Source organism: Embleya sp. NPDC056575 (assembly GCF_042793325.1).
Lineage (GTDB): Bacteria > Actinomycetota > Actinomycetes > Streptomycetales > Streptomycetaceae > Embleya.
The window spans coordinates 1-13,885 of record NZ_JBHTVA010000063.1; the positions used below are offsets into that span (position 1 = coordinate 1).

A 13,885-nucleotide genomic window follows, 5' to 3' on the forward strand; every position below is an offset into this window, starting at 1 on the left:
CCTTTTTTGGGGCGGGGTTTTACCGGGGGGGGGCCCCGCTGTGTTTTGGGGGGCCCCCCACGGCGCTTCGGTGAGTGGGCGGGGGGTTGGACCGCAACCGCCCTCCCGGGCGTTCAGCTGCGCCTCGTGCGCCATATGGCCAGGGAGGTCAGCGCGGTCAGGACGGCGCCGGCGAGCAGGATGCCCGTGGGGGAGATGGCGTCGACCACGATGCCGCCGAGCAGCGCGCCGAGGGCGATGGCCAGGTTGAACATCGAGGTGTTGAGGGCGGTCGCGGCCTCGGTGTCCTCGGCGGCCGAGGAGCGCAGGATCCAGGTCTGCACGCTCACCGGCACGCCGCCGAAGGCCAGGCCCCACAACAGGAGCATCACCGCGCCGCTGACCCGGGTGGTGCCCAGGAGCGGGAACAGGGCCAGGACACCGGCCAGTACCGCGCTGATCGCCACGATCGTGCCGCGCAGGTTGCGGGCCGCGGCGGTGCCGGCGAGGAAGTTGCCCACGATGCCGGCGATGCCGAAGCCGAGCAGCAGGGGGCCGACCATGCCCTTGTCCAGACCGGAGACGTCCTCCAGGACCGGACCGACGAAGGTGAAGGCGGCGAAGTGGCCGCTGACCAGGAGGAAGGTGGCCAGCACGCCGGTACGCACGGCCGGGTTGCGGAACTGGGCGGGCAGGGCGCGCAGTCGCACCGGTTCGCCGGCCGGGATCGGCGGGACCAGGAAGACCAGCGCGGTGATCACGAGCAGGCCGAGCGCGGCGACGGACAGGAAGGCCACGCGCCAGGTGGCGAGGTTGCCGATCAGGGTTCCGGCGGGCACGCCGAGGACGTTGGCGGCGGTGGCCCCGCCGAAGGTGATCGCGACGGCGCGGGGGATGTACGCCTCGGGCACGAGGCGGACGGCGAGGCCGGCCGCGAGGGCCCAGAACCCGCCGATGCCGATGCCGACCAGGAACCGGGTGACCAGCAGGACGGCGAAGTTCGGGGCGAACGCCGAGCCGAGGGTGGCCACGACCATGAGGGTGATCAGGGCCAGGAGGACCAACCGGCGATCGAGTCGGCCGATCAGGACGGGAAGTATCGGCGCGGTCGCGGCGGCGACCAGGCCCGGGACGGTGACCATGAGGCCGGCCAGGCCCTCGGACACCCCGAGTGATCCGCCGACGGAGGTCAGCAGGCCGACCGGGAGTTGTTCGACGGTCACCACGGAGAACGTGCCGACCGCGAGGGCGACGACGGCGAGCCGGCGCTTGAGCGAAACCGTCGGGGTGGTGGTGGTCGAGTCGCTTTGGGCGGTGGTCATGACGGGCTCCCTCTGAGCGCCTGGTGTGTCTTAGCGCTAAGAGAAAACCATGAAACTCAGTGAACGTCAACTTAATGAACGTTGAGATAAATCGGCGGCCGGCACACCCATCGAGCGGCCCGCCGGGGACCAACCGGCGGACACCCCGCGTGGCTCGCCGATTTCGCCCGCGGCGGACAACGCGGAAACGGCGCGGGGTCGCGGCCTACGATGAACCATGGCCGAGACCGCTCCACCGCTTTCGCCCCGCACCGACGACAAGACGCGCCTCGCGCCGGCGCCCGCGCCCGCCGCGCCCGCCGCGCCCGCGCCGACGGCCGCGCCTCGCCGCCCGGCCCCCGTTCCGGACCGCGAGCCGCTGTGGCGACACGTGCTCGGCGAGCATCTGCGATCGCTGCGCCACGAACGCGGCGAAACCCTCGCCGAGACGGCCGGCCGGGCCGGCCTGTCGCCGCAATACCTCTCCGAGGTGGAGCGTGGCATCAAGGAGCCGTCGAGCGAGATGATCGCGGCCCTCGGCGGCGCGCTCGACGTGACCCTCGGCGACCTGACCATCGCCGTCGCCGACATCCTGACGCGCGCCCGCCCGACGGGTCGTTCCGCCCCGGTGTGCCGCGCCGCGTTCGGCCTGGCGGCCTGACCGCACGCCGTCACGGAGCAGGTGCGTGTCTTCGAATCCCCCGAGTTCCACGACGCCCGGCACCGCACCTCGCCGCGCTCACGCCGCGGAGCCCGACGGGGATTCGAAGACGCGCCGGCGCGCCGGGCACGTCGGGGTCAGCGTGTCACCGCTCCTCCAGCACCATGTCGATCAGGCCGTACTCCTTCGCGCCCTCGGCGGTGAAGACCCGATCGTGGTCGGTGTCCGCGCGAAGGGTGGCCGTGCTGTTGCCGGTGTGCCGGGACAGGATCTGCTCGATGTCCGCCCGCACCCGTACCACTTCGTCGGCCTGCAGGATCAGATCCGGGATGGTGCCGCGACCCTGCGCGGCGGGCTGGTGCAGCACCACCCGCGCGTGCGGCAGTGCGGCGCGCTTGCCCGGCGCGCCGGCCGCGAGCAACACCGCGCCGACCGCGACCGCCTGGCCGACACACGTGGTGGCGATCTCGGACCGCACGTACCGCATCGTGTCGTAGATCGCCAGCATCGCGCTGGGGTCGCCGCCCTCGCAGTTGATGTAGAACTGGATCTCGCGGTCTTGGTTGTCCGCTTCCAGGAACAACAACTGCGCCACGAGCGCGTTGGCCACGCCCGCGTCGATCGCGGTGCCGAGGTAGACGACGCGCTCCGCGAGCAGATGCGAATACACGTCCATGATGCGTTCGCCGCGCGAGTCGCGGGTGATCACGTTCGGAATGGCGTAGGTGCTCATGACGGGGCCCCCTGGAAGCCGGCGTTGGTGGTGAGGCGGCGCGGGCCGCGCGGCGCGATCTCGGCGAAGTCCGCCACGATCGTGTCGATGAAGCCGTAGTCGAGCGCTTCGCGCGCGGTGTACCAGCGGTCGTGGAGGGAGTCCTCGAAGATGCGCTCGGCCGGCTGCCCGGTGTCCTCCGCGATCAGGCCGAGTACCGTGTCGCGGGTGTGCCGAAGGTCGTTGGCCTGCAACTCGATGTCGACGGCCGTGCCGCCGATGCCCGCAGAGCCCTGGTGCATCAGCACCCGGGAGTGCGGGAGCGCCCGGCGTTTGCCGTGCGTGCCCGCCGAGAGCAGGAACTGGCCCGCGCTGTAAGCGATTCCGAGCACCAGCGTGGACACATCGCACGGGATCACCCGCATGACGTCGCGGATCGCGAGCATCGCCGGCACCGAGCCACCGGGCGAATGGATCCACAGCGCGATGTCGGCCTTCGGGTCCTCTGCCGCCAGGGTCAGCAACTGCGTGGTGAGCAGCGTGCCATTGTCGTCGTCCAACGGCCCGTCGAGCAGCAACACGCGCTGCGTGTACAGGTCGCGTCGGGTGTGTTCGAGGAGGATGGGGCTCTTCGGGTCATCGCTCATGTCTCCACCCTGAGCCCTCGGGCCGGGTGGCGACGACCGGATCTGCCGTGAGCGGATCCGCTCACAGCAGATGCCCGAGGCTCGCGATCTCGTGATCGGCGGCGAGGTCCACCCGGATCCCCCGGCCGTGCGGCCGGGGGCACGCTCGGTGTGCGGGTCAGACGGTCGCGTTCCGTGCGACGTCGTACATCGCCTGGGTCAGGTCACCGAAGCCGTTGGACATCAGGTACGGGCCGTAGGCCCAGTTCGGGGTGCCGCCGTGCACGATCGCCCAGGCCGCGTCCCACCAGGGGGAGGTGCCGGTGGAGTCGGTGAACCGCGAGGTGACCGCGATCTGGGTGCCGGTGCCGGTGGCCGGGTCGAAGTTCATCAGCCACGGGCCGCCGCTGGAACCGGGTGACATCGCCGAGGCCATGTCGTGGGCGAGGCTCACGGTCGAGTCGGCGATGGTGTCGCCGCGCGCGTACATCAGGGTCCGGCCGTCGAATCCGCGTCGCAGTGAGGGGGCGACGCCGAAGTCGGCGGCGGTGCTGCCGTCGCTGTTCTTCGACCAGTACCAGTTGCGGTTGTTGTCGGTCGGGTAGCCGAACTGGTGCAACGTCAGCGGGTTGGCGGCCACGCCGAACGCGATGTTCTGGCCGCCGGTGATCTGCTGGATCGGGGTGGGGTCGCCGGGGCGTTCGACGGTGGCCATGGCCACGTCGCCGCCGGACCGGAAGGTGCTGTCACCGTCCCAGGTGGGGGTGATCCAGGCGCGCGTGACACCCCAGACGCCGAACGGGGCGACGTCCCTGCCGGGCGGGGGCGCGGTGGAGTCGTCGGTGCCGGTGAAGCGAGGCACGTTCGCGCCGTTGAAGCCGGGGATGAACACCGCGTTGACCACGACGTCGTCGCCGAGCGCGCCGCGCAGATTGGCCGTCACCTTGAAGCAGTGGCCCGCGGTGACGATGGTGCTCCGGTTGGCGGCGGTGATCACGTTCGCCGAGCACGCGGAGGGCACGTACTGGCTCGGGTCGAAGGAGTTGCGGTACACCATCAGCAACTTGCCGGTGGTCCGCGACACCGTGCCCTGCCCGGCCCAGGGCCGGCTGAGGTCGTCCCACCCGCCGGGCGGCGGGAAGGCGTCGGCGCCGTCGGCGTTGAGGCCGTACTCGGCGATCCGCGCCAGGTTCCACCAGTTCACCTCGGTCTGCAACATGCCCGCGTGACTGGCCGGATCGCCCGTGACCAGGCGCGGCAGTTCGACCGGGGCGTCGTCGGCGCGGGCGGTCGCCGGGGCCGCGAACAACGCGGCGGCGGTGAGCCCGAGTACGCCCACCAGTGTGGTGAACCTGTCGCGTAACGTGCGTCGTAGATACATGAAGTGCTCCACGTCCTCTCGAACAGGTGGGAAATCGAAGCCTGTTGCTTTTATGACCGGCCGGTCGGTCATAAGGTGGGCGTGACGGGTACAACTGTCAAGACGACCAGCCGGTTCGGCGTCGGGAAGTCGAGGTGGGCGATGGCGCGGCCGGCCGGACCGGGACGCGAGGCGCTGTTGCGCGCGGGGCTCGAAGTCGCCGACACATGCGGACTGTCCAGGATGTCGGTGAACGCCGTGGTGGCCGCGGCGGGCATGGCCAAGGGCAGCTTCTACCAGCACTTCGCGGATCGTCGCGGCTATCTGGTGGCGCTGCACCGCAGATACCACGGCGAGATGGAGGAGCGGGTGCTCGCCGCCGTGGCCGGACTCGTGCCCGGCCCCGAACGGGTGATCGCCGGCGTGCACGGCTACCTGGACGCCGGGTTGGCCACGACCGGCACCCGCGCACTGCTGGTCCAGGCCCGCACCGACCCCGACCTGTTCGAGGAGACGCGCGCCCGCAACGCCCGCACCCGGGAGCTGCTCCGGCCCGAACTCGCCGCGCTGGGTTGGGATCCCCCGGACGCGATGGCCCACCTGCTCGTCGCGATGGTCTTCGACATCAGCCTCGAGGAATTGTTCGCCGGTCGCCGCGACGACCTGCGCGAAGCATTGTTGGCACTGGTCGTGCGCTGATTTCGGCCGTGCCGATCGGCCCGGGCACATCGCGATTCGGCGTTATCGAGGCGAAAACCTCCGAAGGCCGGCACGCAACTGCGCCCGGGGCCAAATCCGGCCGGAGGTCTTGGTGGCTCGTGCCAACGCCGCGTTCGGGCCGCTCATTATGCTTCGACGTGTGGCCAATCGAGGAGTTCGGTGATGGTTGTCCCGTTCGACATGACGGAATTCCGACGCACACTCGGACATCTGCCGACCGGCGTCACGGTGATCACCACCACCGGACCGTTCGGCGGTCCCGTCGGTATGGCGTGCAATTCCTTCGCATCTGTGTCGTTGACGCCCCCGCTGGTGATGTTCTGCGTGGGCAACGAGTCGTCGACACTGATCGATCTTCGACGCAGCGGCACGTTCTGCGTCAACGTCCTCGGTAGCGACCAGGGACGGTTGTGCCGGCAGTTCTCGGTCAAGGACATCGATCGGTTCGCCGATGTGCGCTGGACCGAGGCGCCGGCCGGACCGGAACTGTCGGACGCGCTCGCCTGGTTGGCGTGCACGATCGACGTCGAACATGCCGCCGGTGATCACGTGATCATCGTCGGCAGGGTGGACGCACTACGGGCGAACCGGGACGAGCCCGCGCCGTTGGTGTTCCACCGGGGCAGGTTCGGGTCGTTCCATGAGACGGTGGAACCGCTTGCGGCAACCGGGGTCCCGCCCCGGTCGGGGGCCGGTACCAACGGTCGGACCCCGTCGTCCGTACGGAATACATAGTTCACTTGGAGTGCCCTTGTTTCCCGAACCGGATGCCGGATTGTTCGAAGTCTACGAATGGAGCCTGAGCCGGGACGGATTCGCGGTCGACGACATCGCCCACGCATTCGGCTTCACGGACCCCGACGCGAGCGAGGCGATCGTCGCCACCCTCCTGGGGCTCCAGCTCATTCGACCGTCCCACGATCGGGACGCCTGGTTCGTTCCCGCGGATCCGAGCATCGCGTCCGCGAATCTCCTGACCAGGAGCGAACTGGAACTGCTGGAACAAAAACAGGCGACGGGGCGGTTGCGCAACGACCTGGCGCGGCTTTCGCTGTTGTTCCGGTCGAGCAAGTTCGGCAGCCAGTACTCGAATTCGTTCGACATCGTGCAAGTACCCGAGACGATCGAGCTGTTGTTGTCCGAGTCGGCGGCGAACAGTTCCGACGAAATCGTCTGCATGCAACCCCGGAGCGAGTGGCCGGCCGCGAATCTGGTCGAGGCCCGCACCCGGGACCTCCACCGGCCCGACACGGGCGTGCCCATGCGCGTCCTTTACCAGCACGCCGCCCGATTCGACACACCGACCCGCGAACACGCCGGAAAGCTGGTCGAATCCGGTGTGGAGGTGCGTACGGCCGGGGCGCTGTTCGGCACGATGTTCATCTTCGACCGCACCGCCGCGTACATCCTGGCGAGCGGCGAGGACGGCGGTGCCCTGGTGGTACAGGAACGTTCGCTGATCGACTTCCTGTACTCGTGTTTCGAGCATGTCTGGGCGACAGCCAAGGAGTTCGACACCGGGCGTGCGGAAACCGACCTGATCAGCAACGACATGAAAAAGGAGATCGTCAGGATGTTGATCTCCGGTGCCAAGGACGAGGCCATCGCCCGACGCCTCGGTGTGTCGGTGCGCACCTGTCGCAAACACATCGGTCAGGTCATGCAGATGTTCGGTGCGACGAGCCGCTTCCAGTTCGGCTACCTGGTGAAGGAGGCCAACCTCGCGGAGGACGTATAGCCCCCGATCTGCGCGTTCGCACTACGAGTGGGCTTCGTCGAGTGGCGGCGGGAGAGCTTCATCAAGTGGAAGTGCAGCTTGATGAGCAGGTCGCGGGCTGGAGTCCGCCGGTCCTGCGGCTCAGACTTGTAAGCCGTGAGAACAATGCGATCGCGCAGATTCTCGTGGAACCACCAGGGGGACGATATTCCGAGCTCCGGTGGCGCGGTGGACCGCGCCTGACCGGATGTGCACGCACCGGATCCGGGCGGTCGTCCCGGAAGCGGATTTCGTAACAGTCATCGCAGAGAACGGCCTTGCAGTCGGCGTCGCGACGATGCGACTCGGTCGAGGTGACGATCCATGCCCGTATTCGGCGTGCGCTTTTGCGCGCACTCCTTTTTCCTTTTCGACTTCGGACAACCTTCCTCCGGAAATGCTTCCGCACGCACAACGCACAAGCTGGGGTGATGATGAGCGGGTCTGTCGTTCGTGACATCGGCCGGGGATCGCCCGGGCCTCGCGCCGTCGCGGCATGGTCGGAAGTGGTCGGCCGATGACCGGCAACGGGCGCGCACCGCGGCTCGCGGTGTTCGGCGCCGGCGTGATGGGCCTCGGCATCGCCACCCTCGCCGTCGCGCGGGGAGTGGCGGTCACGCTCGTGGACGTGGACCGGGCGCGACTGGACACGGCACGCGCGCGGTTACGTCACGAACTCCGGCTCGCGCGGATGATGGGAGCGCTCTCCCCGGATGCGGCGATCGGCGACCTGCACCTCGCCGACGCGGCGGCGGCGGCCGCGGACGCTACCTGGGTGATCGAGGCGATCACCGAACTCGCCGGGCTCAAGGCCGACGTCCACAAGGAGATCGCCGCCGTGGTCGCGCCCGGCACCCTGCGGGTCACCAACACTTCGTCGATCCCCGTCGACGAACTCGCCGACCAGGTTCCGTCCCCCGAGGACCTGGTCGGCATCCACTTCATGAATCCGCCGTACCTGATCGGCACGTTGGAGATCGTGCGCGGGCCGCGCACCGGCGAGCGGGCGATGTCCGCCGTACGGGACCTGCTGTCCACGCTGGACCGCAAGGGCATCGTGGTCGGCGACGGTCCCGGCTTCGTCACCAGCCGGCTGCTGCACCGCATGATCAACGACGCGGCGAACCTGGTCGAGGAGGGCCGGGCGAGCGTCGAGGACGTCGACGCTCTGATGGAGGGCTGCCTCGGGCACCCGACCGGACCGCTGCGCACGGCCGACCTGATCGGTATCGACAACCTCGTCGACTCGTTGTGGGTGCTGCACGAGCGCACCGGCGACGAGGGTTGCCGCCCCAGCGAACTGCTGCTGCGCAAGGTCGCCGAGGGCGAGCACGGCCGCAAGACCGGGCGTGGTTTCTACCAGTACGGAGCGTCGTGATGGCCGGCCAGGTGGAGTTGGACGAGCGCCTGCTCGCGTACGTGCGCTCGGTGTCCCTGCGCGACGACGACATCCTGCGCGACCTGGTCGCCGAGACCGCGTCCATGCCCATGCTCGACGCCATGGTCACCATGCCCGAGGAGGGGCAACTCCTGGCCCTGCTGGTCGGGTTGACCGGTGCCCACCGGGTGTTGGAAATCGGCACGTTCACCGGCTACGGCACGCTGTGCATGGCCCGGGCGCTGCCGCCCGACGGACGCGTCGTCACCTGCGACATCAACGAGCGCTGGACCCGGATCGCCCGGCGCTACTGGGACCGTGCCGGCGTCTCGGACCGGATCGAACTGCGGCTCGGGGACGGTACGGAGACCATGGCGGCCCTGCTCGCCGAGCACGGCCCCGAAACCTACGACCTGGTGTTCATCGACGCCGACAAGACCGGATACGCGCGTTACTACGAGGACGCGCTGACCCACCTGCGGCCCGGCGGCCTGATCGTGCTCGACAACACCCTCTACTTCGGCCGGGTCGCCGACCCGGAGGCGGACGACGCGGACACCAGGGCGATCCGCGAACTCAACGCGGCGCTGTTCGCCGACGCCCGGGTGGAGCTGTCGATGCTCGTCATGGCGGACGGGATCACGCTCGCCCGCAAGAACAAGGTGCGATGAGAAAGGGACTCTCCCATGACGGACTCGACAACACGCTCGACGGTGGACTCGACCACGGATCCGCGGGCCGACTCGACCGCGGATCTGCCGGTCGCCGCCATCGAGGAGCGCATCGGCGCGTTCCTGACGGCCAAGACCAAGACGACCTGGGAGCGCGAGGTGGACCTGTTCGCCTCGGGCGCGGTGTCCTCGCTCTTCGCGATGGAACTGGTGGTGTTCGTGGAGAGCACCTTCGACATCGAGGTGGAGGGCCCCGACCTGGCCCTGGACAACTTCCGCACCCTGCGCTCGATGAGCGCGCTGGTGATCCGACTGCGCGGTGGGGGCGACGGTGCCTGACCACCTGAACGCGCTGGTCACCGAGACGGTCGCCGACGCCGCGAGCGGCTGGGACGTGGCCGGCGAGATCCCGATCGCCGTCCTGCGCGCACTGGGCGCGAAGGGTGTGTTGTGCGCCGAGACCGAGCAGAGGTTCGGCGGGCTTGGCCTGTCCTGTACCGACAACGGCGAACTCACCGCGCACACCGGTGCCTTGTGCAGCTCGCTGCGCAGCGTGATGACCTCCCAGGGCATGGCCGCGTGGACGGTTCGACGCTTCGGGGACCGGGCACAGCGCGAGGAATACCTGGGCCGACTCACCGGCGGCGAACTGGCCGCGGTCGCGTTCAGCGAACCCGCCGCCGGCAGCGACCTGGCCGCGATGGGCACCGGGATCCGGCGCGAGGGTGCCGACATCGTGGTCCACGGCACCAAGACGTGGATCACGGCCGCCGACTACGCCGACTGGATCGTGGTGTTCGGCCGGTACGAGGGCGGCGGCGCGGTCGCCGTGGTGCCGGCGACGGCGCCCGGGGTGCGGGTGACCCGGGTGGCCCACCCGATGGGCTGTCGCGCGGCCGGACACGCCACGGTGGAACTCGACCACGTACGGCTGCCCGCGGAGCACCTGCTCGCCGTGGCCGGCCAGCCGATCGTCATGCTCACCACCATCGCGCTGACCTACGGCCGGTTGTCGGTGGCCTGGGGCTGCGTCGGCATCCTGCGCGCGTGCCTGACGGCGGTCGCCCGACACGCCGCGACCCGAGAGCAGTTCGGCAAACCCCTCCTCCAACACCAACTCGTCGCCCGACACCTGGCCGAGCTGTACGCCGCGGAACGCACCGCGACGTTCGCCTGCGAGCGGGCGAGCGGCAGCCGCGACGAGGGATCGCCCGAACAGGTGCCCGCGTCGGTCCTGGCCAAGCACGTCGCGGCCGGCCATGCCGCACGCGGCGCGGCGACCGCGCTCCAAGTGCTCGCCTCCGCGGGGGCGGCGAGCGGACACGTGGTCGAACGTGCCTACCGCGACGCCAAGTTGATGGAAGTCATCGAAGGCAGCAACGAGATCTGCCAGCTGATCCTCGCCGAGCACGCGGCGTCGTCGGCGGGCTGAACCGTCGTACGAAACGGGGAGCTGACATGTCCGAAGCACAACCGGTCGTGAAGTGCCTGATCTGGGACCTCGACAACACGCTGTGGCGCGGCACACTGATCGAGGACGGCCACGTCGAGGTGGACGAGGCCGTACGCAAGGTCGTGGTGGAACTCGACGCGCGTGGGGTATTGCAGGCCGTCTCCAGCCGCAACGACCACGACGAGGCATGGGCACGGCTCGAGGAACTGGGCCTGGCCGAATACTTTGTTCTGCCCCAGATCGGTTGGGGTCCGAAGTCGGAGTCCGTGCGCCGGATCGCCGAGCGGCTGAACTTCGCGACCAAGACGATCGCGTTCATCGACGACCTGCCGACCGAGCGCGCCGAGGTCGCCTACCACCTGCCCGACGTACGGTGCTACCCGGCCGAGCAGGCCGAGGCGCTGCTCGACCTGCCCGAGTTCAGCCCGCCGGTGGTCACCGTCGACGCGCGTCGCCGCCGGATGATGTATCGGGCCGGGTTCGAGCGGGACCGGGAACGGGAGCAATACAGCGGCGCCGACGAGGAGTTCCTGCGCTCGCTCGACCTGGTGATGCGGATCGCCGAGGCCCGGGACGAGGAGATCACCCGGGTCGAGGAACTGACCCTGCGCACCAGCCAGATGAACGCCACCGGCGTGCACTACTCGGACGCGGCTCTGCGCGCCCTGGCCCGCGACGAGGACCACGACGTGCTGGTGGTCTCGATGAGCGACCGCTTCGGGCCGCACGGGGCGGTCGGGGTGATGCTGATCGAGAAGACCCCGCAGACCTGGCACATCAAACTGCTGGCGACCTCCTGCCGGGTCGTCTCCTTCGGCGCGGGCGCGGTACTGCTGCGCTGGCTCACCGACGCCGCCGCCCGGGCCCGGGTGCACCTGGCCGCCGACTTCCGCCGCACCGAGCGCAACCGAATGATGGAAGTGGCCTACCGCTTCGCGGGATTCGCCGACGCGGACTGTACCTGCCTCGCCTCCTTCCCGCCCACCGAGGGCACCGAGGTCCTGCATCTGGAACCGGTCCGCCAGGAGCCGCCGACGACCATGCGGGTCACCGCCCCCGACCCGCAGGCCGGCGGTCGGGAAGCGGAATGGGCGTAGGGCGTTTCCTCGAGCCCTGACCGCGCATCGATCCGAGGTCGCGTATCGATCCGAATCCGCGTATCGATCCGACGGATGACGCAGAGCACGAACGATCTACGGGGGATCTCTTGCAGTTCATGGTGCTTGGCCCGTTAAAACTGATGGACGACGAGAAACCGATCGCGCTCGGCGGCGACCGGCGGCGGGCGACACTCGGCCTGCTGCTGCTCAACGCCAACCGAGAGGTGGCGACCAGCAAACTCCTCGAGGGTCTGTGGGACACCGAGGAGACGCCGCCGACCGCACGCAAGATCCTGCAGAACGCGGTGCGCGGCCTGCGGGTGATGTTCGCCGAGCACACGCGCGGCGACACCCGCCCGCCCGCGCTGCTGACCTGCTCGCACGGATACCAGTTGCAGGTCGACCCCGAACGGGTCGACATGTTCCGCTTCCACCGTCTCGCCCAGGCCGGTCGCGCGGAACTGGCGGTCGGCCGTCCCGCCGCCGCCGCGGACACCCTGCGCGAGGTGCTGGAGCTGTGGCGCGGGCCGGCCCTGGCCGACCTGGTCGAGGCCGGACACTCCTGGACGGAACTGACCGCACTGCAAAACGCCCGCCTCGACGTGATGGAGGACTACTACGAGGCCGAGTTGGCCAACGGGCACCACCAGGGCGTGCTTGGCGAGTTGGAGACCATGGTCGAGGCCGAGCCGCTGCGCGAGCGGGCGTGTCACCAACTGATGCTCGCGCTGTACCGCAGCGGCCGTCAGGCCGACGCGCTCGCGGTCTACCGCCGGGCCCGACTGCGCCTCGCCGAGCAGTTCGGCCTCGAACCCGGCCGGGAACTGCGGATGTTGCAACACGCGATCCTCGTGCACGACCCGTCCCTCGCCGCGCCCACCGGTCCGGCCCGCCCCGTGGTGCTCGCCGCGCCCACTTCGGAGCCGAAACAGCCCGAATACCCGCTCGCCCGCACCGCCCCGGCCGCCGCGCCGCCCGCCGCCGGCGCTCGCAGCCGGGTCAGCGCCGTACTGATCCGCGCCGACTTCGGCGCCGGCTCTCGGGTCGCCGATGTCGGCGAGGCACTGGAACGCACCGCGACGACCGTACGCGAGGAGGTCGAACGCCTCGGCGGCGTCGTCGCCGGCTCGACCGGCTCGGTCACCCTGGCCGTGTTCCGCCCCGACACCCGGGAGGACGACGACGACCGGGTCGCCGAACGCGCCGTGCACGCCGCCATCTCCCTGCGCCGGCGCATCTGCTTCGACGTCCCCGACGGCGCACGACCCGCCCTGCGGGTGGCCGTGTCGACGGGCGAGATCCCGGTGCGGCCCGCCGAACGATTCCTGGAACCGCTGCCGGTCAACGGTGCGTTGCTCGTCGACTGTGAGTCCCTGCTTCAGTTCGCCGAGGACACCGAGATCGTGGTGTGCGACCACACCAACCTCCTGACCGGCGCGGCGATCCGCTACGGCCGCGAGGGCGGACCGCGCCCGCGATGGACCGTCAGAGGACCCTGTCCGGACTCACCGCTCATGCCCGAAGCAGTCGATCGTGAACCCGAGTTGGATGTATTGAGCAGCCTGCTCGAACGCGTGCGCCGGCGGGCCCGGCCACACCTGGTGCTGGTCCTCGGTGGCCCCGGGATCGGCAAATCGCGGTTGCTCGCGGCGTTCGAGAGACGGGTGCGAAACGCCGCGACGATCCGGCTCGACCCGCACGGCCCGGCGACCACCCCCAATGTGGCCGAACTCGCCGAGTGCCGCCCGCTCGTGGTGTTCGCCGACGACCTGCACCTGGCCGACAGCACGGTCCTGAGTGTCGTCGAGGACCTGCTCGACCAGCCGGAGCCGACCCCGCTCCTGGTGGTCGCCGCCGCCCACCCGGAACTGTTCCGCCGCCGCCCGGGATGGGGCGACGGTCGCCGGCACGCGAGCCGGATGACCCTGGAGCCGGTCGCACCCGAGGCGCCCACCCGGATGCCGGAGGAGCGCGACGCACCCAGGCTCTGCCACGTCCCCGGGCGGGTTCGTCCCCGCTCTTTGGTCCGGGGAGCCAGATTCGCCGCCCGGTCCGGGGTTCTGGAACCGGGTTGCCCGCCGCTCTCGCAGGGTTCACTGGCCCCGTTGAGTACTCGGCCGGAGGAGTGACGAGACCATGGAGAACGAGGGCAGGCTACGGAACTACCT

Annotated in this window: 14 protein-coding genes; 10 read left to right on the forward strand and 4 right to left on the reverse strand. The window is 69.8% G+C overall.

Translation table 11 applies throughout. The features are described 5' to 3' along the window. Positions 1–113: 113 nt before the first annotated feature. Positions 114–1,301 carry an MFS transporter gene (locus tag ACFRCG_RS36740; protein ID WP_380039643.1) on the reverse strand — a complete coding sequence of 396 codons (1,188 nt, stop codon included), beginning with the start codon at positions 1,299–1,301 and terminating at the stop codon, positions 114–116. A 217-nt stretch (positions 1,302–1,518) separates the two neighbouring features. Here ACFRCG_RS36740 and ACFRCG_RS36745 point away from each other — a divergent pair, with 217 nt between their 5' ends. Then, positions 1,519–1,941, forward strand: coding sequence for a helix-turn-helix domain-containing protein (locus ACFRCG_RS36745; protein ID WP_380039645.1), 423 nt, complete (start codon positions 1,519–1,521; stop codon positions 1,939–1,941). A 145-nt stretch (positions 1,942–2,086) separates the two neighbouring features. On the opposite strand, the gene ACFRCG_RS36750 is transcribed toward ACFRCG_RS36745, so the two are convergent. The 3 genes from ACFRCG_RS36750 to ACFRCG_RS36760 all read right to left on the reverse strand — a co-directional run bounded on the left by ACFRCG_RS36750 (position 2,087) and on the right by ACFRCG_RS36760 (position 4,660). Then, positions 2,087–2,674 (reverse strand): ClpP family protease, encoded by a 588-nt coding sequence (locus ACFRCG_RS36750; RefSeq protein WP_380000358.1) that lies wholly within the window; start codon positions 2,672–2,674, stop codon positions 2,087–2,089. Beyond that, positions 2,671–3,300: a ClpP family protease gene (locus ACFRCG_RS36755; protein ID WP_380039647.1), complete on the reverse strand. Its 630-nt coding sequence runs from the start codon at positions 3,298–3,300 to the stop codon at positions 2,671–2,673. The genes ACFRCG_RS36750 and ACFRCG_RS36755 overlap by 4 nt, the downstream gene beginning before the upstream one ends. 157 nt (positions 3,301–3,457) lie before the next feature. Then, the gene (locus tag ACFRCG_RS36760; RefSeq protein WP_380039649.1) at positions 3,458–4,660 is read right to left on the reverse strand and encodes a trypsin-like serine peptidase; all 1,203 of its coding nucleotides are present in this window, start codon (positions 4,658–4,660) and stop codon (positions 3,458–3,460) included. Positions 4,661–4,741: 81 nt separating this feature from the next. On the opposite strand from ACFRCG_RS36760, the gene ACFRCG_RS36765 reads away from it, so the two are divergent. From ACFRCG_RS36765 to ACFRCG_RS36805, 9 genes are all read left to right on the forward strand, one after another. Then, complete coding sequence (locus tag ACFRCG_RS36765; RefSeq protein ID WP_380039651.1) at positions 4,742–5,338, forward strand: TetR/AcrR family transcriptional regulator; 597 nt, start codon at positions 4,742–4,744, stop codon at positions 5,336–5,338. A 183-nt stretch (positions 5,339–5,521) separates the two neighbouring features. Beyond that, the gene (locus tag ACFRCG_RS36770) at positions 5,522–6,094 is read left to right on the forward strand and encodes a flavin reductase family protein (protein ID WP_380039653.1); all 573 of its coding nucleotides are present in this window, start codon (positions 5,522–5,524) and stop codon (positions 6,092–6,094) included. A 40-nt stretch (positions 6,095–6,134) separates the two neighbouring features. Beyond that, entirely contained in the window at positions 6,135–7,097 is a 963-nt protein-coding gene (locus ACFRCG_RS36775) for a LuxR C-terminal-related transcriptional regulator (protein WP_380039655.1), read from the forward strand. Between the two features lie 535 nt (positions 7,098–7,632). Beyond that, entirely contained in the window at positions 7,633–8,493 is an 861-nt protein-coding gene (locus ACFRCG_RS36780) for a 3-hydroxyacyl-CoA dehydrogenase family protein (protein WP_380039657.1), read from the forward strand. Continuing rightward, positions 8,493–9,164 carry an O-methyltransferase gene (locus tag ACFRCG_RS36785; protein ID WP_380039659.1) on the forward strand — a complete coding sequence of 224 codons (672 nt, stop codon included), beginning with the start codon at positions 8,493–8,495 and terminating at the stop codon, positions 9,162–9,164. The genes ACFRCG_RS36780 and ACFRCG_RS36785 overlap by 1 nt, the downstream gene beginning before the upstream one ends. A 15-nt stretch (positions 9,165–9,179) precedes the next feature. After that, positions 9,180–9,503 carry an acyl carrier protein gene (locus ACFRCG_RS36790; RefSeq protein ID WP_380039661.1) on the forward strand — a complete coding sequence of 108 codons (324 nt, stop codon included), beginning with the start codon at positions 9,180–9,182 and terminating at the stop codon, positions 9,501–9,503. Further along, on the forward strand, positions 9,496–10,596 hold the full coding sequence (locus tag ACFRCG_RS36795) for an acyl-CoA dehydrogenase family protein (protein ID WP_380039663.1): 1,101 nt from the start codon (positions 9,496–9,498) through the stop codon (positions 10,594–10,596). Before ACFRCG_RS36790 ends, ACFRCG_RS36795 begins: the two co-directional genes overlap by 8 nt. A 26-nt stretch (positions 10,597–10,622) precedes the next feature. Beyond that, on the forward strand, positions 10,623–11,714 hold the full coding sequence (locus ACFRCG_RS36800; RefSeq protein ID WP_380039665.1) for an HAD-IIIC family phosphatase: 1,092 nt from the start codon (positions 10,623–10,625) through the stop codon (positions 11,712–11,714). 143 nt (positions 11,715–11,857) lie between these two features. Then, a complete protein-coding gene (locus tag ACFRCG_RS36805) occupies positions 11,858–13,846 on the forward strand; it encodes a BTAD domain-containing putative transcriptional regulator (protein WP_380039667.1) in 1,989 nt (662 codons plus the stop codon). The last annotated feature ends 39 nt before the right edge of the window (positions 13,847–13,885 follow it).